This is a genomic window from Rhodococcus sp. LB1, from assembly GCF_001583455.1.
Lineage (GTDB): Bacteria > Actinomycetota > Actinomycetes > Mycobacteriales > Mycobacteriaceae > Rhodococcus_F > Rhodococcus_F opacus.
Genome location: NZ_LTCZ01000257.1, coordinates 21,193 through 40,422, shown reverse-complemented (window position 1 = coordinate 40,422; position 19,230 = coordinate 21,193). Strand labels below are relative to the sequence as shown.

The window sequence follows — 19,230 nt, the reverse complement described above, 5'->3', positions numbered from 1 at the left end:
GTCGCCCCCACGTGAGTGGCAAAGTGTGCTCGCGCACGCTTCGCCACTCACGTGTCAGGCCGGGGTGATCCTGCGCATCACTACACTGCGAGGGTCAACGTCGAACTCGTCGGACAGGGGCTGGAAAGCACGTGGGGCAGCATCGCGGCGAATCGCGCGCCAGGGGTATCAGCAGGGGGCCTTTGATCGTGCTCGGTCTCGTCGTCGTGCTCGTGCTGGGCGTGGTGGGCTGGTTCCAGTTGCGTGACCGGATCAACGATCAGGGAGTAGCTGCCGCGGGCGCCTGCGTCGAAGGCGAATCCGGACTCGCGGTCGCGGCGGATCCCGATATCGCACCCCAGCTGCAGACTCTTGCCGACCATTTCATGGAGACGGCGCCGGTGATACGCGACCAGTGTGTGTCGGTGACGGTCACTGCCGTCGCGTCCGACACCGTGCGCGACGCCTTGTCCGCGGGGCCGGACGGCCCGTGGGACGCAGCCGCACTCGGTCCTCGGCCCGCTCTGTGGATTCCGTCGAGCTCGCATTCCGTCAAGCAGGTGTCGGCAACCGGCGTCATCAGCGGCGAAGCGCGTCCCGTGGCGACCAGCCCGGTGGTGCTCGCGGTCCGGACGGCGTTCGCGAATGCGCCGGGCACGCCGGCGATCGACTGGAAGGACTTGCCGTCGCTGCAGACCGGCCGCAATTCCCTCGCGGCTCTCGGTCTGCCGGGCTGGGGCAGTCTGGGCATGGCGCTCCCCGTCGGCCCCGGCGCCGAGAGTACGGAGATGGCAGTCGAGGCGGTCGCGGCCGCGGTGACGGGAAGCAGCACGGGTCCGGTGACGGAGGAGCAGGCTCGTTCCGCTCCGGTCACGTCGGCACTCACCGGTCTGGCGCTCGGCTACGAGGCGGCGTCGTCGGGGCCGAAGCCCGCGACGACGCGGGAGGCACTCACCGCGCTGGCCGAGCAGGGCGATCCTGCGACCTCCGACATCCACGCGGTCGCGGCTACCGAACAGCAGGTCTACCAGGCCCTGCGCGACGCACCCGGAGCCGACATCACCACATCGATGCCGAAAGGCCCGACACCCGTGGCGGATCATCCGGCGGCTGTCCTGGCCGGCCCGTCCGTCGACGAGACGCAGAGCCGCGCCGCCGCGCAGTTCGCGGAGTTCGTCCGTCGACCCGAACAGGCGCAGGTCCTGGCCGACGCCGGATTCCGGGTCGAGGGACTGGCCCGCCCCGACGACACCACGCTGGCCTTTCCCGGTTTCGAATCCACCCTGGTTCCCGCGGATGCGGCGGCTGCGGCCGAGCTGATGCACGTGATCCGGAATCCGATCACGCCCCGCACCTCCACCGTCCTGCTCGATGTTTCCAGCTCGATGGGTGAGCGCGAGGGAACGGCGACGCGCCTGGCGAACACGACGGCAGCGCTCGCAGCCCACGTCGACCGTGCTCCGGACTCGTCGAACCTCGGACTGTGGGAGTACAGCACGACGCTCGACGGGTCACGGCCGTACACGACCGTGGTCGCGACCGGTCCGCTCTCGGCGGGCGGTTTCACCGAGGGCACCCGCAGGCAAGCCCTCGACGCCCGGCTCGCCAAGGCAACACCCGCCACCGGAACCTCGACGTACACCTCGCTCGAAGCTGCCTACAAGAGTGCGGTCGACGGATACACGCCGGGCCTCACCAATTCGGTGCTGCTCGTCACCGACGGCGCCAACGACGACTCCGTCGCGCGCGCGGATCTGCTGGCGGCCATCGCCGCGGCGTCGAGCACGTCGAAGCCGGTGCGCATCGACGTGGTGACGATCGGCGAGAATTCCGACCTCAACACGTTGCAGGCGTTGGCCGATCGCACCGGCGGGTCGCTGGAGAAGGTCGCGTCCTCGGACGGAGCGGCCTTGCCGACCGCGATCAGCAAGCTGCTGTCGTGACGAGGCTCCTGGTCTTCGCGGTCTTCCTCGCACTCGTCAGCTGGTGGCTCCACCGGCGACTCGTCCGAGCCACCGGGCTGGGCCGTCCCTGGTCGGTGGTCGTCGACGTGACCCTCGTGGTCCTGTGGGTTCTCGCGGTCGTCGGCGTCGGCAGCGGCGAAGCCTTCGACCCGGGATGGGCGCGTCCCCCGGGGTGGGTGGGCTGGGTGTGGCTCGGCGCGATGTTCTATCTGGTGCTGGGACTTCTCCTGGTCGCACTGGTGTCACTGCTGACGCGGCTGTTCGCCCGCCTGCGCGGTACCGGGAACGACGAACAGGTCGATCTGTCGCGGCGGCGCGGCCTGCGCATCGCCACCGCCGTCGTCGTGGTGGGTGCCGTCGGCGCCGCCGGTTACGGGGTGTCGGAGGCCGCGCGGCCGCGGATCGTGCGGGTTCGGGTGCCGCTGAAACGTCTCCCCGCCGAGTTCGACGGTGTGCGTGTGGCGCTCGTGTCCGACCTCCACGTCGGCCCGGCGCGAGGAGTGGATTTCACCCGGCGTGTCGTCGACCTGGTGAACGCGGAGCAGCCGGATCTCGTCGCGATCGCGGGCGATCTGGTCGACGGGACCGTCGCGAAGGTATCGCCCGATCTGCAACCACTCGGCGACCTCGAGGCCCCGCTCGGGGTGTTCGGTGTCAGCGGCAATCACGAGTTCTACGCCGACGACGGTGGCCGATGGCTGGACGTGTGGGACCGACTGGGCATCCGGACGCTACGCAACGAGCGCGCGACGATCACCCGAGGCGGCGTCGCCATCGACATCGCGGGCATCCACGACTACTCCTCGCCGGCCCCGTACGAACCCGATCTTCCTGCCGCGCTCGCCGGACGCGATCCGTCGACGTTCGTCGTGCTGCTCGCGCACGAACCGCGGCAGGCACTGGAAGCGTCAGACCTCGGTGTCGACCTGCAACTGTCGGGGCACACGCACGGCGGGCAGATGTGGCCGCTGCGGTATCTGGTGCCGCTGCAGCAGCCGTCGGTGATGGGGCTGGACCGCATCGGGAACACCGTCCTATACACCACTCGCGGTGTGGGCACGTGGGGTCCGCCCGTGCGCGTGGCCGCCCCGCCGGAGATCACGGTCCTCGAGCTGGTGCGCGAGGACTGAGCGAGCGATGCCCGCCCCGCGTGAGCGGGACGGGCATCGTCGGTGTCAGGCGCCTTCGAACGCGGAGATCGGCGGGCAGGAGCACACGAGGTTGCGGTCGCCGTGCGCGCCGTCGATGCGCCGGACCGCCGGCCACACCTTCGGCCGTGCCTTGCCGCGGGGGAACACCGCCGTCTCACGGGTGTAGGGGTGGTTCCATTCCGCTACCAGGCAACCGGCCGTGTGCGGGGCACCGCGCAACGGGTTGTCGTCCACCGGCCACTCCCCCGCACCCACGCGGTCGATCTCGGCGCGGATCGCGATCATCGCCTCGCAGAAGGCGTCGATCTCTTCGAGGTTCTCGCTCTCGGTGGGCTCCACCATCAGGGTGCCCGCCACCGGGAAGCTCATCGTCGGTGCGTGGAAACCGTAGTCGGCGAGGCGCTTTGCTACGTCGTCCACGGTCACACCGGTGTCCTTGGTGATCGGCCGGAGGTCGAGGATGCACTCGTGGGCCACCATTCCGCCCTCGCCGGTGTAGAGGACGGGGAAGTACTCGTCCAGGCGGCGCGCGATGTAATTGGCCGAGGCGATGGCGGTCAGGCTTGCGCGACGCAGCCCGACGGCACCCATCATCCGGATGTACGCCCAGGTGATCGGCAGGATCGACGCACTGCCGTAAGGGGCCGCCGAGATCGGTCCGGCGGTGCCGAGTTCGGGTGCGAGCGGATGTCCGGGCAGGAACGGCGTGAGGTGGGACCGCACACCGATCGGACCGACACCGGGGCCACCGCCGCCGTGCGGGATGCAGAACGTCTTGTGCAGGTTGAGGTGGCTCACGTCGCCGCCGAACCGGCCGGGGCGGGCCAGGCCGACCAGGGCGTTGAGGTTGGCGCCGTCGACGTACACCTGTCCGCCGGCGTCGTGGACGGCGGCGCAGATGTCGGCGATCTCGTGCTCGTACACACCGTGTGTGGACGGGTAGGTGATCATGATCGCCGCGAGGCGCTCGGCATGGTCGGCGATCTTCGCCCGCAGGTCGTCCAGGTCCACGTCACCGTTCGGGCGGCACGCGACGACCTCGACGCGCATCCCGGCCATGACCGCGGATGCGGCGTTGGTGCCGTGGGCGCTCGACGGGATGAGGCAGGTGTCGCGGTGGTCGTCTCCGCGGCTGAGGTGGTAGTTGCGGATCGCGAGCAGCCCTGCGTACTCGCCCTGGCTACCGGCATTCGGCTGCAGGCTGACCGCGTCGTAGCCGGTGACGGCGACGAGCCAGTTCTCGAGGTCCTTGATGATGCGGAGGATTCCCGGGGTGTCCCCTGTCGGCGCGAACGGGTGCAGTCCGGCGAACGCGGGCCAGGTGATCGCTTCCATCTCGGCGGTGGCATTGAGCTTCATCGTGCAGGAACCGAGCGGGATCATGCTGCGGTCGAGTGCGATGTCCTTGTCGGACAACGCCCGCAGGTAGCGCAGCATCGCCGTCTCGGTGCGGTACCGGGTGAACGCTTCGTGCTGCAGGTAGTCGGATCCGCGGAGCTGCGAGTCGGGGACGGACGTGCCCGCTTCCTCGGTCACGGCGCCTTCGCCGCCGAACGCCGCGAGCACGTGGGCGACGTCGTCGTCGGTGGTGGCTTCGTCGCACGCGATGGCGACGTGATCGGCGTCGACGAGCCGCAGGTTGATGCCGGCGTCCTTCGCCTTCGCCACCACGTCCGCTGCCCGGCCGTCGACTCGCACGAGAATCGTGTCGAAGAAGTGCTCGTGGACGACGACCGCCCCGGTCTTGCGGAGCGCGGCAGCCAGGGAGTGCGCCGTGTTCGCGACGCGCAGGGCGATCGCCTTCAGGCCCTCGGCGCCGTGGTAGCTGGCGTACATGGCCGCCAGAATCGCCAGCAGCACCTGTGCGGTGCAGATGTTCGACGTCGCCTTCTCGCGGCGAATGTGCTGCTCCCGGGTCTGCAGCGCCAGCCGGTACGCCTTGTCACCGTCGGCATCGACGGAGACGCCCACCAGACGGCCGGGGAGTTGACGTGCGTGCTTGGTGTGCACGGCGAGGTAGCCGGCGTGCGGGCCACCGAAGCCCATGGGGACACCGAACCGCTGGGTGGTGCCGAAGCAGGCGTCGGCCCCGATCTCGCCGGGCGGGGTGAGGAGGGTGAGCGCCAGCAGATCCGCCCCGACCGCGACCAGTGCGCCGCGCTCGTGGGCGGCGGCGATCACGTCGGTGTAGTCGACGATGCGGCCGGACCCGCCGGGCATCTGCGCGAGGACGCCGAAGAAGTCACCGTCCGGCAGGCCGGCGGACAGGTCGGCCACCACGATCTCGATGCCGAGCGGCTCGGCCCGGGTCTCGACGACGGCCAGCGTCTGCGGGAACAGGTCGGCATCGACGACGAACCGCGGGGACTTGCTCTTGCTCGCCCGGCGCAGCAGTGTCATCGCCTCGGCGGCGGCGGTGGCCTCGTCGAGCATCGACGAGTTGGCGACCTCCATGCCGGTCAGGTCGGCGACCATCGTCTGGAAGTTGAGGAGGGCTTCGAGTCGGCCCTGGCTGATCTCGGGCTGGTACGGGGTGTAGGCCGTGTACCAGGCCGGGTTCTCGATGATGTTCCGGATCAGGACCGGCGGGGTGAGGGTGTCGTAGTAGCCGAGACCGATCATGGACGTCGCCACGGTGTTCTGCGCGGCGAGTGCGGACAGTTCCGCGAGCGCTTCGTGCTCGGACACCGGTGCGGGCAGTGAGTCGAGGCCGTCGGCGATGCCGCCCGTGACCCCGTCCAGGATGACGGCGGGGACAGCCTTCGACGCGAGGTCGTCGAGCGAATCGGCTCCGACCAGCTCGAGGATGTGCGCGAGTTCCGCAGCGTTCGGGCCGACATGACGATCGGCGAATGTACGGCTTCCAGCGTCGATCACGACAACTCCCAAGCAGTTCGGAGGATCAGGACACGCCCCGCGTAGCGGAACGTCCCTCCCCCTCTGTCGCCTGCTCGAGTCGAGCGCCTGAGAGATTCGGTACCGTCGTTCACGTGTGAAGACGGCCCTTTCCCCGTGGGCGGGTGGGTGCTCCCACCGCTTTCCAGAGACGTCGGAGCCCGCACGGTCCTGTCTGCCTGAGAGATTGACGGGGAGGTGTTGCTCCTTCGGCGCCCGAACTCCCGCACACACGATGTTTCTGTGTTTGCAGTGCCCGGAACTCTCCCGCACGGCGTCGACGCACCGCCAGTCTATGTCACGGCTGCAGATGGCGGCGCAGGCAGCGCCGCGCTCCGATGGATGCGGGCTAGCCCGTCTTGCGGCTCGCGCGGTTCTTGCGCCGCGACGCCAGTTCGTCCTCGGGGCTCTGCTCGCTCGCGCCGCCGTCGGCGCGCTCGGCCGGGAAATCGGCGATGGTGCCGGTCAGTTCGCGCATTGCACCGCTCACCGCGATACCGAAGACGCCCTGCCCGCCCTGGAGCAGATCGACGACCTCTTCGGGCGACGTGCACTCGTAGACCGTGGTCCCGTCCGAGAAAAGTGTGATCTTGGCCAAGTCCCGCACTCCGCGCTTACGGAGGTGGTCGACGGCCACGCGGATGTTCTGCAAGGATATTCCGGTGTCGAGCAGACGCTTGACGATCTTGAGGACGAGGATGTCTTTGAACGAGTACAGCCGTTGGCTGCCCGAACCTGCTGCGCCACGAATGGACGGCACGACGAGGGATGTGCGAGCCCAGTAATCGAGCTGGCGGTAGGTGATTCCCGCGATCTGGCAGGCGATGGGGACGCGGTATCCGACCAGGTCGTCGGGCACGGAATCGTCCGGGAAGAGGCCCGGTTGGATCTCCTCGGAGCTGAATTCGGACTCGGCAACGTTGTCGCCGGGCGCAAGATTCAGCGCATTCTCCTGCGGCCGATCTCCCACTGACTACTCCCTCTCGCATGTTGCACTGAACCCGACGATCAGTGCGCCTGTGACGCGCGTCGCCAGTGTCCGCGGCACAGCCGCAGCACATCGAGCGGCGCAAGCGCCACCAGTGACATCGAGCAAGTCCGTACCCTGAACCTACTCAGCGTACGCCCGATACAATCTGCAGGGCAGAAAATCACTGCACCGAACGCTATGACTCCGAAGAGACGGGGTCAACGCAACGCGCCGCAAGAACCTCAACCGTTACTCCGCGCCCGAGGCTCTTCCGCAGGTGCAATCTAGCCGTCAGTGGCCTTGAAATCGTCCGGCGACACGGACTCGAGGAATTCTTTGAACTTCTCGACCTCGTCCTCACGCTCGTCGGGCATGACCAGACCGGCCTCCGTGAGCACCGCCTCCTCGGCGAAGATCGGCACCCCGATCCGCAGTGCGATGGCGATTGAGTCGGACGGGCGGGCCGAGACGCGGGTGTTCTGGTCGAACACGAGGTCGGCGTAGAACGTGCCCTCGCGCAGGTCCACGATGCGAACTTCCTTCAGGGTGCGACCGAAGGCTTCGATCAGGTTCTTGATCAGGTCGTGGGTCAACGGACGCGCCGGCTCGACACCCTGCTGTTCGAGTGCGATCGCGGTGGCCTCGGTCTGGCCGATCCAGATGGGCAGGTACCGCTCGCCGTCGGTTTCACGCAACAGCAGAACCGGTTGATTTTGGGGCTGGTCGACACGAACTCCGATCACGTGCATTTCGCTCATCGCGTCTGCCTCCACCCTGCAATGGTCCGTCCGCGGCACACAATGCCGTACCAGGATTCTATTCGATTCGTGTCTGCTCTTCGACCGTACAACCGTTCGAGCGCAGCGTCGTTGGGAAGTTGGAACGGTCGGCGAGCTCACCTCACCGATCGAGCGCACCCCGGACTGCCGACTTCACCAGGCAGGTGTGCAACGTCAGAGACAGGGCGGCCAGTTCGCGCACCATCTCCTCGGCGCGATCACGTGCGCCGGCGTCACGGCCCTTGGCGACGGGTCCGGCGATCTGCGCGACCAACCCGGCCTCGCGGTCGGCTGCCAGTTTGAACGCCCTCAGGTGCCGCACCTCGAGTCCGAATTCGGACATCGCCCTCGCGGTGCGCGCCAGTGTCACCGCGTCCTCGTCGAAGAACCCCGCCGGCCCGGGAACGACCAGGCCTCCGCGGGTCAGTTCGCCGAGGAACTTCTCGTCGATTCCCGCCCGGGAGATCAGGTCGTCGCGACTGATCCGCACCTCGCGGTCGGTGAGGAACTCCTCCGGGGAGACCTCGCCCGGGGCCACGGTGAGCGCACGCGGCCGGCGCGGCGAAGAATCGCCCGCGCCGACCGTGGCCACACCTCTGTCGATGGCCTCGAGCTGCTCCTTGATGACCTTCAGCGGCAGATACTGATCGCGCTGCGCAGTGAGAACGTAGCGCAGTCGTTCACAGTCGGCGATCGAGAATCGCCGATACCCCGAGGGTGTGCGCTGGGGGCTGATGAGACCCTCGGCTTCGAGGAATCGGATCTTCGAGATCGTCACATCAGGAAAATCGGGGCGCAGTCGATCCAGCACGGAGCCGATCGACATCCCTGATTGCGCCTGCTGCTGCCGCACCGCGGTCATTGGCTACCCGCACCAGCTGACGTCTCACCGATCTGCGAGCCACCGGCAGTGGTCCGGGGTCCGGTCAGGAAGACCAGTCGGAACTTGCCGATCTGGACCTCGTCACCGTTCGCCAGCACAGCCGAGTCGACCGGCTCGCGGTTGACGTAGGTGCCGTTGAGGCTGCCGACGTCGACCACCTGGAACTCGTCGTCCTCCTGGCGGAACTCCGCATGACGACGGCTGACGGTCACGTCGTCGAGGAAGATGTCGCTGTCGGGGTGTCGTCCCGCGGACGTCGTCGGCTGGTCGAGCAGGAAGCGCGACCCTGCGTTCGGTCCACGCTTGACGACGAGCAGAGCAGAGCCCGCGGGCAGTCCCTCCACACCCGACACCGGGGCTTCCGGAGCCTGGGTTGCCGAGGAGCTGTCGAGCTCATTGAGAAAGTCCGCGCGGAAGACCGACGTGGTTTCCGCCGGCGTCTCCCCATAGACCGCGTCGTTGCCGTTCTCGCTCACCGTTTCTCCTCCTAGTTCGATCATCCAGCAAGATTCGCTGGACTACGCAATGCCACTCGGTACTACATAATTCGGTTCCCGTGCACATTAACTTCTGTGCAAACTCCCACGATCACATTCAAACTACGGACCTGCGCCCCGACACGGCACATGCGTTCAACATCGACCGTACCCTGCGCACGCCGGTGCGTGTAGTGAGACAGGCCGCCAGCACATTACGAACCGGTATTCCGACAGCGGATTTCTCCGGCAACCCCGTTTTCCGGGCTGTCGGCATCTTCCGAAACTATCCGATTACCGCTTCGCGTGTTGTCGGGAAATTATCCTGCCGTGATGTCTGCATAGCCGGCGGCGTCCAGCATTTCGGCCAGTGCCGCGTCGAGGGCTGCCTCGTCGTCGACGCCGAGGTCCACCAGCCACCCCTGCCCGTAGGGCGCGGAGTTCACGAGTTCCGGGTTGCCGTCCAGATCAGCGTTGGCGGCAACGACTTTCGCCGTCAGCGGGGCGAAGATGTCGGAGACGCTCTTGGTGGATTCCACCTCGCCGAACGATTCGCCCGCCGTCACGGCCGCGTCGACCGCCGGAAGCTGGACGAACACGACGTCGCCGAGCTGGGACTGCGCGAAATCGGTGATGCCGACGCGTACCGTCGTGGGCCCCGTCCGCTCGACCCACTCGTGTTCGGCGGTGTACCGACGATCGGCGGGGATTTCGAGCTCACTCACAGTGGCTTCCTTTCGATGGCAATCCGCGGGCGGATGCGAAGATCAATTTCCGGGCTGAGCGTATTGGCGAGGTTTCGCCTCTCGCAAGGCGGAGATCGTGACCTGCTGCGATTGTTCGATCGTCAGCTGTCCGCCGCTGCGCGCGACCGTGTCGACCACCCCGCCGGGAATGTTCAGGGCCGCCGCCAGAGTCGGCGGATCGCCGATGGCGACCACCCCGTAGGGGGCGTTCACCTTCCGGCCGTCCACCGACACACCGCCGGCCGAACCGGATACCCAGGAGTCGACGCCGATCCGGACGGGCGGACCGTCCGCCCCCTGGATCTGGACGGCTTCGGCACCCGCGGCACGCAATTCCTGCACGAGGTCGAGCAGAACCTCGGAGCCGACCCCCTTGTTGGGGTCGGTGATGCGCATCGTCACCCCGGGGCCGGTGGCGGGTGCGCTGCCGACCTGGATCGACAGCGCCGTCAAGCGGGCCTGCGCCTCGTCGAGCGCCGCCCCGGAGCTGCCGCTCTGTTGCAACGTTGCCAAGGTCTGTTCCAGCGATGCGATCTCCTGCCGCAGGGCCGCCTCCCGTTGGTTCAGCGTGTCCAGGACGACCAGCAGATCCGCCGGGCTCGCCGAGTCGAGAGTGTCGCCGGACCCGGTGTTCTTCACCTGCGTCACGATCGCGATTCCCAGCCCACCGAGCAGAAGCGCGGCGAGCAGCGCGAAGACGACGTGCGATCGCTGCGACGTCGCCGGTTCGTTCCCGTGCAGTTCGTGTCTGCCCTCGTGCCCGCTCACGTCGCGATCACGCCCCGAACAGACGTCGCCGGAGCGCGGCCGCGTTGCCGAAGATGCGGATACCCAGTACGACGACGATCGCGGTGGACAGCTGGGTTCCGACACCGAGTTGGTCACCGAGCCACACGATCAGGGCCGCCACCAGGACGTTGAACACGAACGAGACGACGAACACCTTCGAGTCGAAGATCTCGTCGAGGTACGCGCGCAGTCCGCCGAACACCGCGTCGAGCGCGGCGACGACGGCGATGGGCAGGTAGGGCTGCACGGCGTCGGGCACTTGCGGGCTGAACACCACGCCCAGCACGATGCCCACGATCAGGGCGAGCACCCCGTAGATCGCGGATCCGCCCTTCACTGCTGCCTTCATTCGTGTGACGCCTCCATTCGACTCCGCCGTTGTCATCGTGTTCCCACTTCCCGGGCTGCCCGCACTTCCCGCGCCGGGGCGGCAGGCAAGTGGAGATCGTCGGACTCCGCCACCGCGAAGCCGATGCCGTACAACTGCGCCACGCTGGACATCCTGAGATAGGCGTCGCTCACCACGAATCCGGTCTGCATCGGCCCCTGCGGGCCGATCGCCGAGACCACGTACGGCGAGAACACCGGCTGATTGTCCACGAGCATCGCGCCACCCGCCTGGCGGATCGTCACCGACGGGCCGATCCGCACGTCGCCGACCGCGATGGCCTCGGCGCCGCTCGCCCACAGCGAATTGACCACCGACTGGAGGTCGCGGTCGAGCACCACAGCCTTCCCCCCGACACTGCGCTGGGACGAGTCGGACAGGTTGGGCTTGGCCGCGGGGTCCGTCAACGTCACGGTCAGGCCGGGACCGTGCACAGCCTCGATTCCGGCATCTCCCTCGAGTCCGCGAAGCTGGTCGAGCAGTGCCGCACCCCGGGCGTCGCCGGCCAGCGCGGTGGCGCGCGCGTCGTCGGTCTGTGTCGACAGCGTGTCCCGGGTGGCGGCGAGGGCGCCCGCCCGATCCTCGGCGTCTTGCACCTTGCTCAGGAGTTCGGACCGCACCTGCTCGGTGCCGGGGATGCGTTCGGTGGCCTGCCGGTAGGCGACCGACAGCACAAGCCCCACGAGCAGCGCGCCGATCGCGATCCACACCTGCTGACCGACCCGCGTCTGTCGTGAATGTCCCTGCTCGCGATCCTCGGCCGCACCCTCGTACCCGGGGTCCAGATGATCGTTCATCAGAGACCGCAGCAGGGACGGGACCGGATTCCTGCGAATGCCGGAATCTGTCGGTTTCATCAATGGACCTCGCGTTCCTCGCCGCCCGGTCGTCGCACGGGAACGGTGCGCGCGACGGTCAGCGCGTTCACGGTGTAGAGCAGCCCGGTCCACACGTACAGCACCGTGCCCCAGATCAGGAGCGCAGCGCCGAGCGGCTGCGCCACGGTCGCGATGCTCCAGTCACCGTGCGCCGCGAGGGTCATCGGCAGCGCGAACATCAGCAGGAACGTGGCGCCCTTGCCGAGGTACATCACGTCGGGGGGTGGCAGACCGCGCCGTCGGTAGATCAACAGCGTGAGCGCGAGAACGACGTCGCGGCCGATCAGGACGGCCGCCACCCACCACGGGATGAATCCGCGCAGGACGAACGTCACCAGCGTCGTGACGACGTAGAGGCGATCGACGAAGGGGTCGAGCAGCGCGCCCAGCTTCGACGACTGGTCGAGGATCCGCGCCAGCTTGCCGTCGAGCCAGTCGGTGAAGCCGCTGATCATGAGGATCGCGAGCGCCCACCCGTCGGAGTGGGTGACGAGCAGAAGGTATACGAACAGCGGCACGCCGAGGAGTCGAACCACGCTCAGGAGGTTCGGGACGGTCACGATCCGGTCCGACCGCGCTGTGTCCCGGTCCACCGAATTCACCAAAATCTCCCCAGCGTCGAGTGCGGACCTGTCTTCGGGCGCTCGTCGCACCGCTCTCGCCACTCTTCCACAAGCGGGATCGTGTTCAGTCGATCGTCCGTCCGTCCGGCCGTGTCACTCGCCCGGCACGAGCCCAGGTCCGGGTGGGGCCGGTACGCGCGCGACGGCGTCCGAGGTCAGACTTCCCAGGTACAGCCACCCGTCGTGCTCCCGCACACCTGTGACGGGGGAATAGCTGCCCTTGCCTCCGCGCAGGCTGTGCACGATCTCGCCGCGGTGATCGAGGGCGATCACCCAGCCGGCGTGCTCCGGATTCGGTTGCACCGCCTCTGGCAGGTTCGCCGCGACGATGCGCAGCGTGGGGTAGGGCGCGAGCAGGTCGAGCAACCGCATCCGCGGACTGTAGAGCGCCACCCAGAACAGGCCGTCCCGTGTCTGGGACGTCATATTGTCCGGTATGCCGGGCAGATTCGCGGCCCATACCGACGTCCTGCCCTGCGACGGGCCGGTCAGGTCGACGCGGGAGACCTGATACGAGCCGGTCTCGGCGACGAGGACGAACGATTCGTCCGAGGCCAGTCCCACGCCGTTGGCGAACTGCAGTCCGTCGGCGAGGAGGTCGGTCTCCCCCGTCCGCGGGTCCAGACGCAGCAGTCGGCCGGTCCCGCGGTGCTCGAGAAGGTCGTAGCGGTGGTCGGCGATCGTGAAGTGCGCCGAGGAGTCGGTGAAGTACACGATGCCGTCCCGGCCGACCGCCGAGTTGTTGCACGCCATGAGCGGGCGCCCGGCCGCGGCGCCGGCGAGCACGTCGACGCGTCCCTTTTCGTCGACACGCAGCACACCGCGCTCGGCATCGCAGATCAGGAATCGGCCGTCGTCGAGTATCTCGACCCCGAGGGGCCGCCCGTGAGTGTTCGCGAGTTCGGTGGCGTGTCCGCGGCTGTCGAACCGCCAGATCCGGCCGTCGTTGCCTCCGGTGACCACCCGGCCGTCGTGATCGACTGCAACGTCCTCCGGGCCTTCCCCGGTGGGAAGCGTCCAGCGATGCGCGTCGTCGAGCATCCCGTTGGGCGCGAGCACTCCCGTCTGTGGTGGTGGCGGCGGGGCGTGCCAGACGACGGGGTCGACACCGGTGCGGTCGAGCTTGCGGGCGAGAGACTCGAAGAAGGTCACGAACTGTGAGATTAGTCGTGCCCGCCGGTCGATATGGTCTCGCTAACGCCAGGCGAAGACCGGCTGGTCGAAACCGTCGATCCGGGTGTGCCTGCCGTGCAGCGCGACCTCCCGGAACTGGTACACGACCGCGCCTGTCGGGGCGTGCACGAGGTGACGCCGGAACGGCCATTGGATCACCGGTTTCGACGATTCGGGGATCTCGACGAACCGCGGCTCCGCGTCGATCTCGGGAACGCCCACCGAGAACACTTCCGCCACTTCCTCCCGATTGGGGACGAGCGACGTGATCGGCTGGTCCGACCACACGACGAACGGTGTGATGACGTACCCGGAGCGGGTGACGTAGTCGTCGAGCCTGCCGAGCACCGCGGACGGCTCGACGTCGAGGCCGAGTTCCTCGTGCAGCTCACGCCGGGCGGCGTCCTCCCCGGTCTCCCCCGGATCCACTCCGCCGCCGGGCAACGCGAACTGCCCCGGATGCGCACGCATCTTGCTCGGGCGCATGGTCAGCGGAACTGCCTGACCGTCGGCGCCGTCGTTCATCACGGCGATCACGACCGCCGCGGACCGCCGATTCGTCGGGTCCACGATCCGTGGTTCGAAGCGTGCCAGCGCGTCGGCGAGCCGTTCCCTGCTCAGTGCGTGCCCATTCACCATCACCCGACAGTATCGCCAGTCGCGGCGAAACCCACGCTCCGATCCCCCGCGTTTCCAACCCCGCGCGGCCGTCAGCCGAGCAGCTGCTGCCTGATCTCGTTCTTGAGGACCTTCCCCAGTTTGGAACGGGGCAGATCGGGCCAGACCAGGATGTCCTTCGGGGTCTTCACGCTGCCGATGCGCGCTTTCACGAACGCCGTGAGTGCGTCGGTCTCGATCGGTGTTCCGGCTCGGGACTGGACGACGGCGACGACACGTTCGCCCCATTTCTCGTCAGGGAGCCCGATCACCCCGCAGTCCTGGATTCCGGGGTACGCCATGAGCGCCTGTTCCACTTCGACGGAATAGACGTTGAATCCGCCGGTGATGATCATGTCCTTGGCCCGGTCGACGATGTACAGGAAATTGTCGTCGTCGAGGTACCCGATGTCGCCCGTGTGATGCCAGCCGTGCGCCGACGCCTCCTGCGTAGCAACGGGATTCTTGTAGTACCCCGTCATGACGAGCGAACTGCGCACGACCACTTCGCCTCGCTCACCGGAAGGCAGCAGCGTCCCCTGCCCGTCCATGATCGCGACGGTGACCAGCGGGGAGGGCCTGCCCGCGGAGCTCAGCCGGGCGGTCGCGACCGAGCCGTCCGCACGGAAATGGTCTTTCGGCGCCATCGTCGCGATCATCATCGGCGCCTCGCTCTGCCCGAACAGCTGGGCCATCACCGGCCCGATGCGGGTCAGCGCTTCTTCGAGCCGGGTCGGCGAGATCGGCGCCGCGCCGTACCAGAAGCATTGCAGCGAACTCAGGTCCGTCGTCTCCAGGTCTGCGTGCTCCAGCAGCATGTAGATCAGGGTCGGCGGAAGGAAGGTGTGGGTGACCCGGTCCCGGTCGATGTGCGCGAGGAACTGCCCCAGGTCGGGCGCGGGCATGATGACCACCCGCCCGCCGAGGGTGAGGATCGGGAAACACAGGACACCGGCCGCGTGCGTCAACGGCGCGAGGGCGAGGTAGACCGGTCTGCCGTCGAACGGGTAGCTCATCAGGGTCAGCGCAGACATCGTCTCGATGTTCCGGCCGGTGAGCATCACCCCCTTCGGCTTCCCCGTCGTCCCGCCGGTGCCGACGATCAGCGCGAGGTCGTCGACGGGCTCGGCGTCGAGACGTTCGGTACCCAGCCAGTCGTCGAACGGGTGGGCGTACTCCTCGTCGCCGTCGAGACACACGAGGGTCGTCAGCAGCGGCAACTGCTGCCGGATCCGATCGACCAAGGGCGCGAACGCCTCCTGGAAGATCAGGCAGCGACAGTCGAAGAGGTCGAGCAGGTCCCGATTCTCCGCCGCCTCGTTCCGCGGGTTGATCGGGCACCACACCGCACCCGCCCGGCTGATCCCGAACACGCAGGAGAACGCCGTGGGGTCGTTGCCGGACAGGACGGCCACCTTGTCGCCCGCGGCGATCCCCGACCGTGCCAGCGCGGCCGCGACGCGCCGGCTCAGGTCCTGGACATCGGCGTACGTCAGTGTCCGGTCGCCCATCGTCAGGCACGGCGACGACGGTCCGAGCGAGGCACCCTTGTCGAGGTAGTCGGTCAATCGCATGGTGCGGTCCTCCTCGAAGTCGCGGCCGGGACGGTCAGCTCTGCACGGTGAGAACCGGCTCCATCACGAGACCGAAGCTGCGCAGGATTCCCAGGAGTTCGCGGTGCCCGAACGCCTGGCACGCCGACGCGAGACCGGTTCGCTTCGGGGGTTGCTGCAACAGGGAGTACGCGGCGTACGCCTGCAGGAGCCCCGTCTGCTTGTAGTTGCAGTTTCCGTGGATGACGCAGTGCGCCCGACCCAGCGGGCCCGACGCGTACACGGAGTCGAGCGACGTGTTGACGCGCGGGTTCTCCCTCGGCGGCATGCCCGCCTGCACGGAGCCGGCGATCTCCGCGAGCGCCGCGTCCTGCTCGTCCGCGGGAAGGGTCTTGATCTGCTCCTCGACCATCTTCTGCGTCGCGACGACACCCTCCATCACGGAACGGTCGAACACGCCGCCTGCTGCCTTTACGTTCGCGACCCGCGGATCGTCCTTGAACCACACGGGATGACAGGTGCCGCCCCACGGCAGCGCGAGGGCCATCTGGTGCTGTCCCGGCACCACGACCTCGAATGTGGTACCGGGGCACCACTTCTCGTACCGGTTCTGTTCGAGGTAGTACCAGTCGGCCTTGAGGATCGTGAAGATCGTCTGCGTCGAGGCGTAGGTGGGAAAACCCTTCCACAACACCAGGATGTCGAGAGTGTCCAACCCCGGCGTCTCCAGCGCGATGTTCGCGGCGATCTCACCGGTGGTGTACATCTGCGCGACGCCCGGAGACAGCAGCAGCCCCTTCTCCGCGAACTTGTCGCCGAACTTCGCCTGCACGTCCAGAACCCAGTCCTGCTCACCGGTCGTGTCGGTGTAGTGACAACCCGCGGCGAGAGCCGCCTCGACGACGACGGCGCCGTGCTTGATGAACGGGCCGACCATATTGCTGACAACCCGTGCGCCGCTGAACAGTTCGGTCAGAGCCGGGACGGTGTGCTCCACCTCGACCACCTCGTGGTCGACGGTGTCCAGCCCGGGAATGCGGTCGAGCACTTCCTGGATCCGCTTCTTGTCCCGCCCCGCAGCGATGAACGGAATGTTGAACTCGCGCAGGTATTCACACACGAGCCGCCCGGTGTAACCGGAGACTCCGTAGACGATGACGGGCTTCTTGTCGGTCATGACGTGCCTTTCAGAATGGGAGAAAAGTCCGGGGGGATCGGTTACATGCCCATGCCACCGTCGACCGGCAGGCCGATTCCGGTGACGAAACGAGCGGCGTCGGAGGCCAGGAAGACGACGGTGTCGGCGATGTCCGCGACCTCGCCGAGTCGCCCGAGCGGCGTCAGGCCGATCACGTCGGCGACCGCGGCGTCGGCGCTGGGCCACAGCCCGAGCCTCTCCATGTCGGCCGCCAGCCCGAGTCCCATCTCCGTGGCGACCAGCCCGGGGTACACGCAGTTCACGCGGACGCCGTACCCGAGCTTGCCTGCCTCCTGGGCCGCGACCCGGGTCAGCCGGTCGACAGCCGACTTGGTGGCGGAGTACCCGGCGATGCCCGGGAACGGGATCGTCGCGGCCACCGAGGAGACGTTGACGATCGCCCCGCCCGCCCCCGCCGCGCCTCCGGGACGCATGGCGCGCAGACCGTGTTTCAGACCGAGCGCGACACCGAGAATGTTGACGTCGCACATCCGGCGGATGTCGGCGGGATCGATGTCGACCACGAGTGACGAGATCTCGATGCCCGCGTTGTTGACGAGGAGGTCGAATCCGCCGAGTTGCTCCACGGTGGCAGCGACGGCGCGCTCCCAGTTGCCGTCGTCGGTGACGTCGAGTTTCACGAATCCGGTGGTGACACCGGACTTCCCGACGGAGTCGGCAGTCGCGCGCCCTTCCTCCTCGAGGACGTCGCCGATCACGACCGCCGCACCGGCGTCGGCGAGGGCGGCAGCCATACCGGCACCCAACCCCTTCGCACCACCGGTGACCAGCGCTTTCCGTCCTGCAAGATCACTCACGCTCATTCCGACCTGCCTTCGTACGAGACGATTCGCGGAAACCACGTCACGAGATCGAGTCCGCAATGTGGTGTGGATCACAGAGTATTCGACTTTGGACGACTGTCAAGAATTCTCTTGACGACTGTCAAGTTTTTGTTACACAGTCGTCAAGGAATGCGGGCTAGACTGATGCACACCGTGCTGGATCATGTGAGCCGAACAGGAAGAATGCCGTGACACCCGTCGCCGAGAAGAACGCCGACCGGGTCTCGCGCCGCCAGGTCGACAAGTTCGCCGAGCGCCGGGATCAGCTCGCCGAGGCCGCGTTGCAGACTCTCTCGGAACTCGGCTACGCCCGCACCAGCCTCCGGGAGATCGCCCAGAACTCCGAGTTCTCCCACGGCGTCCTGCACTACTACTTCAGCGACAAGGTCGATCTGATCACGCACTGCGTGCGGCACTACAAGGCCCGGTGCGTCACGCGATACGACGGCGTGGTCGCCACAGCGCAGACTCCCGAGGAGTTGAAGGCGGGATTCGGCCGGGTGCTGGTGGATTCGCTCCGCGACGAGGCCACCATGCATCGCCTCTGGTACGACCTCCGCTCGCAGTCGCTGTTCGAGGAGTCGTTCCGAGCAGACGTCGCCGCGATCGACAAGAGTCTCGAAAACATGATCTGGCGCATCGTGTCCCGGTACGCGGAATTGGCGGGGCGCACGATCACCATCGCCCCGGCCACCATGTACGCGGTCTTCGACGGACTGTTCCAGCAGAGCCTCGCACGGTATCTGTCGGGCGACGACACCGCGGCGGACAGCCTCGCGGACAACGTCGATCAGGTGCTGGCGCTCGTCATTCCGGCACCGTAGGGCCGGTCACTTCTCCGCGGCGGCCTTGATCCGCTGCGCGAAATCGGGTGCGTCCTTCCGGGCCGCCCGAAGGGCGAGAGGTGCGATCAGCTTTCCGATTCCGTGACCCTCCAGCACGTTGAAGATCGTCACCTTGGTGCCTGCACCCGAGGGTTCGAGGTCGTAACCACCCTCTTTCGCGGTGATGGAATTCTTCGAACGCTCCGCCCAGCGAATCTTCCGTGGCACCTCGAATTCGGTGATCTCGAACTCCCGTTTCGTGGTCATCCCGGCGTCCTTGACGGTGCTGACGAAGATGGTGCCGACGCCCGGCGGACCGTCCGTCTTCTTCACGATCTCCTGCACCCGGGGACTGAAGTCCCGGTCGTTGACCCCGGCGGCGAGGTACTCGAACACTTCCTCGATGGGGCGATTGACCACAACAGTGCCTTCGAACCGTCCAGCCATGCCAGCCTCCCG

At 67.4% G+C, this 19,230-nt stretch carries 19 protein-coding genes and 1 riboswitch; of the genes, 3 read left to right on the top strand and 16 right to left on the bottom strand.

Features of this window, described 5'->3' with window-relative positions; genetic code table 11:
• Positions 1 to 131 precede the first annotated feature (131 nt).
• Positions 132 to 1,922 carry a substrate-binding domain-containing protein gene (locus tag AZG88_RS28685; protein WP_061699835.1) on the top strand — a complete coding sequence of 597 codons (1,791 nt, stop codon included), beginning with the start codon at positions 132 to 134 and terminating at the stop codon, positions 1,920 to 1,922.
• On the top strand, positions 1,919 to 3,073 hold the full coding sequence (locus tag AZG88_RS28680) for a metallophosphoesterase (RefSeq protein ID WP_061699834.1): 1,155 nt from the start codon (positions 1,919 to 1,921) through the stop codon (positions 3,071 to 3,073). The genes AZG88_RS28685 and AZG88_RS28680 overlap by 4 nt, the downstream gene beginning before the upstream one ends.
• Before the next feature lie 45 nt (positions 3,074 to 3,118).
• On the opposite strand, the gene gcvP is transcribed toward AZG88_RS28680, so the two are convergent.
• The 15 genes from gcvP to AZG88_RS28605 form a co-directional block, all read right to left on the bottom strand.
• Positions 3,119 to 5,971 carry an aminomethyl-transferring glycine dehydrogenase gene (gene gcvP, locus AZG88_RS28675; protein WP_061699833.1) on the bottom strand — a complete coding sequence of 951 codons (2,853 nt, stop codon included), beginning with the start codon at positions 5,969 to 5,971 and terminating at the stop codon, positions 3,119 to 3,121.
• A 174-nt stretch (positions 5,972 to 6,145) separates the two neighbouring features.
• A riboswitch (glycine riboswitch) is annotated at positions 6,146 to 6,269 on the bottom strand.
• Between the two features lie 69 nt (positions 6,270 to 6,338).
• Positions 6,339 to 6,959 (bottom strand): MerR family transcriptional regulator, encoded by a 621-nt coding sequence (locus tag AZG88_RS28670; RefSeq protein ID WP_005243116.1) that lies wholly within the window; start codon positions 6,957 to 6,959, stop codon positions 6,339 to 6,341.
• A 284-nt stretch (positions 6,960 to 7,243) separates the two neighbouring features.
• Complete coding sequence (locus AZG88_RS28665; protein ID WP_005243119.1) at positions 7,244 to 7,717, bottom strand: bifunctional nuclease family protein; 474 nt, start codon at positions 7,715 to 7,717, stop codon at positions 7,244 to 7,246.
• A gap of 142 nt (positions 7,718 to 7,859) precedes the next feature.
• Positions 7,860 to 8,600, bottom strand: a complete 741-nt coding sequence (ftsR, locus tag AZG88_RS28660) for a transcriptional regulator FtsR (RefSeq protein WP_005243120.1) — start codon at positions 8,598 to 8,600, stop codon at positions 7,860 to 7,862.
• Positions 8,597 to 9,121, bottom strand: a complete 525-nt coding sequence (odhI, locus tag AZG88_RS28655) for an oxoglutarate dehydrogenase inhibitor Odhl (protein WP_206032940.1) — start codon at positions 9,119 to 9,121, stop codon at positions 8,597 to 8,599. Before odhI ends, ftsR begins: the two co-directional genes overlap by 4 nt.
• Positions 9,122 to 9,417: 296 nt before the next feature.
• Positions 9,418 to 9,822, bottom strand: coding sequence for a glycine cleavage system protein GcvH (gene gcvH, locus AZG88_RS28650; RefSeq protein ID WP_060968994.1), 405 nt, complete (start codon positions 9,820 to 9,822; stop codon positions 9,418 to 9,420).
• Between the two features lie 42 nt (positions 9,823 to 9,864).
• Complete coding sequence (locus AZG88_RS28645; RefSeq protein ID WP_005243126.1) at positions 9,865 to 10,611, bottom strand: DUF881 domain-containing protein; 747 nt, start codon at positions 10,609 to 10,611, stop codon at positions 9,865 to 9,867.
• A gap of 7 nt (positions 10,612 to 10,618) precedes the next feature.
• The gene (locus AZG88_RS28640; RefSeq protein WP_037179674.1) at positions 10,619 to 10,981 is read right to left on the bottom strand and encodes a small basic family protein; all 363 of its coding nucleotides are present in this window, start codon (positions 10,979 to 10,981) and stop codon (positions 10,619 to 10,621) included.
• A gap of 32 nt (positions 10,982 to 11,013) precedes the next feature.
• Complete coding sequence (locus AZG88_RS28635; RefSeq protein ID WP_005243130.1) at positions 11,014 to 11,877, bottom strand: DUF881 domain-containing protein; 864 nt, start codon at positions 11,875 to 11,877, stop codon at positions 11,014 to 11,016.
• Positions 11,877 to 12,500 (bottom strand): CDP-alcohol phosphatidyltransferase family protein, encoded by a 624-nt coding sequence (locus AZG88_RS28630; RefSeq protein ID WP_025432827.1) that lies wholly within the window; start codon positions 12,498 to 12,500, stop codon positions 11,877 to 11,879. Before AZG88_RS28630 ends, AZG88_RS28635 begins: the two co-directional genes overlap by 1 nt.
• A 114-nt stretch (positions 12,501 to 12,614) precedes the next feature.
• Positions 12,615 to 13,673 (bottom strand): SMP-30/gluconolactonase/LRE family protein, encoded by a 1,059-nt coding sequence (locus AZG88_RS28625; protein WP_005243134.1) that lies wholly within the window; start codon positions 13,671 to 13,673, stop codon positions 12,615 to 12,617.
• A 42-nt stretch (positions 13,674 to 13,715) separates the two neighbouring features.
• A complete protein-coding gene (locus tag AZG88_RS28620; protein WP_025432828.1) occupies positions 13,716 to 14,333 on the bottom strand; it encodes an NUDIX hydrolase in 618 nt (205 codons plus the stop codon).
• Between the two features lie 71 nt (positions 14,334 to 14,404).
• Entirely contained in the window at positions 14,405 to 15,925 is a 1,521-nt protein-coding gene (locus AZG88_RS28615; RefSeq protein WP_061699832.1) for an acyl-CoA synthetase, read from the bottom strand.
• 34 nt (positions 15,926 to 15,959) lie between these two features.
• The gene (locus AZG88_RS28610) at positions 15,960 to 17,081 is read right to left on the bottom strand and encodes a DUF5938 domain-containing protein (RefSeq protein ID WP_061699831.1); all 1,122 of its coding nucleotides are present in this window, start codon (positions 17,079 to 17,081) and stop codon (positions 15,960 to 15,962) included.
• A gap of 41 nt (positions 17,082 to 17,122) precedes the next feature.
• Complete coding sequence (locus AZG88_RS28605) at positions 17,123 to 17,926, bottom strand: SDR family NAD(P)-dependent oxidoreductase (protein ID WP_005243144.1); 804 nt, start codon at positions 17,924 to 17,926, stop codon at positions 17,123 to 17,125.
• Positions 17,927 to 18,135: 209 nt separating this feature from the next.
• On the opposite strand from AZG88_RS28605, the gene AZG88_RS28600 reads away from it, so the two are divergent.
• Positions 18,136 to 18,771 carry a TetR/AcrR family transcriptional regulator gene (locus AZG88_RS28600; protein ID WP_005243146.1) on the top strand — a complete coding sequence of 212 codons (636 nt, stop codon included), beginning with the start codon at positions 18,136 to 18,138 and terminating at the stop codon, positions 18,769 to 18,771.
• Positions 18,772 to 18,777: 6 nt separating this feature from the next.
• On the opposite strand, the gene AZG88_RS28595 is transcribed toward AZG88_RS28600, so the two are convergent.
• Positions 18,778 to 19,218, bottom strand: coding sequence for an SRPBCC family protein (locus AZG88_RS28595; protein WP_005243149.1), 441 nt, complete (start codon positions 19,216 to 19,218; stop codon positions 18,778 to 18,780).
• Positions 19,219 to 19,230 lie beyond the last annotated feature (12 nt).

Bases quoted from the DNA above. Each gene is read 5' to 3' on its own strand.
- AZG88_RS28665 (WP_005243119.1), bottom strand. From the start codon at position 7,717: ATGAGCGAAATGCACGTGATCGGAGTTCGTGTCGACCAGCCCCAAAAT.
- AZG88_RS28610 (WP_061699831.1), bottom strand. From the start codon at position 17,081: ATGACCGACAAGAAGCCCGTCATCGTCTACGGAGTCTCCGGTTACACC.
- AZG88_RS28605 (WP_005243144.1), bottom strand. From the start codon at position 17,926: ATGAGCGTGAGTGATCTTGCAGGACGGAAAGCGCTGGTCACCGGTGGT.
- odhI (WP_206032940.1), bottom strand. From the start codon at position 9,121: ATGATCGAACTAGGAGGAGAAACGGTGAGCGAGAACGGCAACGACGCG.
- AZG88_RS28595 (WP_005243149.1), bottom strand. From the start codon at position 19,218: ATGGCTGGACGGTTCGAAGGCACTGTTGTGGTCAATCGCCCCATCGAG.
- AZG88_RS28620 (WP_025432828.1), bottom strand. From the start codon at position 14,333: ATGGTGAATGGGCACGCACTGAGCAGGGAACGGCTCGCCGACGCGCTG.
- AZG88_RS28635 (WP_005243130.1), bottom strand. From the start codon at position 11,877: ATGAAACCGACAGATTCCGGCATTCGCAGGAATCCGGTCCCGTCCCTG.
- AZG88_RS28615 (WP_061699832.1), bottom strand. From the start codon at position 15,925: ATGCGATTGACCGACTACCTCGACAAGGGTGCCTCGCTCGGACCGTCG.
- AZG88_RS28640 (WP_037179674.1), bottom strand. From the start codon at position 10,981: ATGAAGGCAGCAGTGAAGGGCGGATCCGCGATCTACGGGGTGCTCGCC.
- ftsR (WP_005243120.1), bottom strand. From the start codon at position 8,600: ATGACCGCGGTGCGGCAGCAGCAGGCGCAATCAGGGATGTCGATCGGC.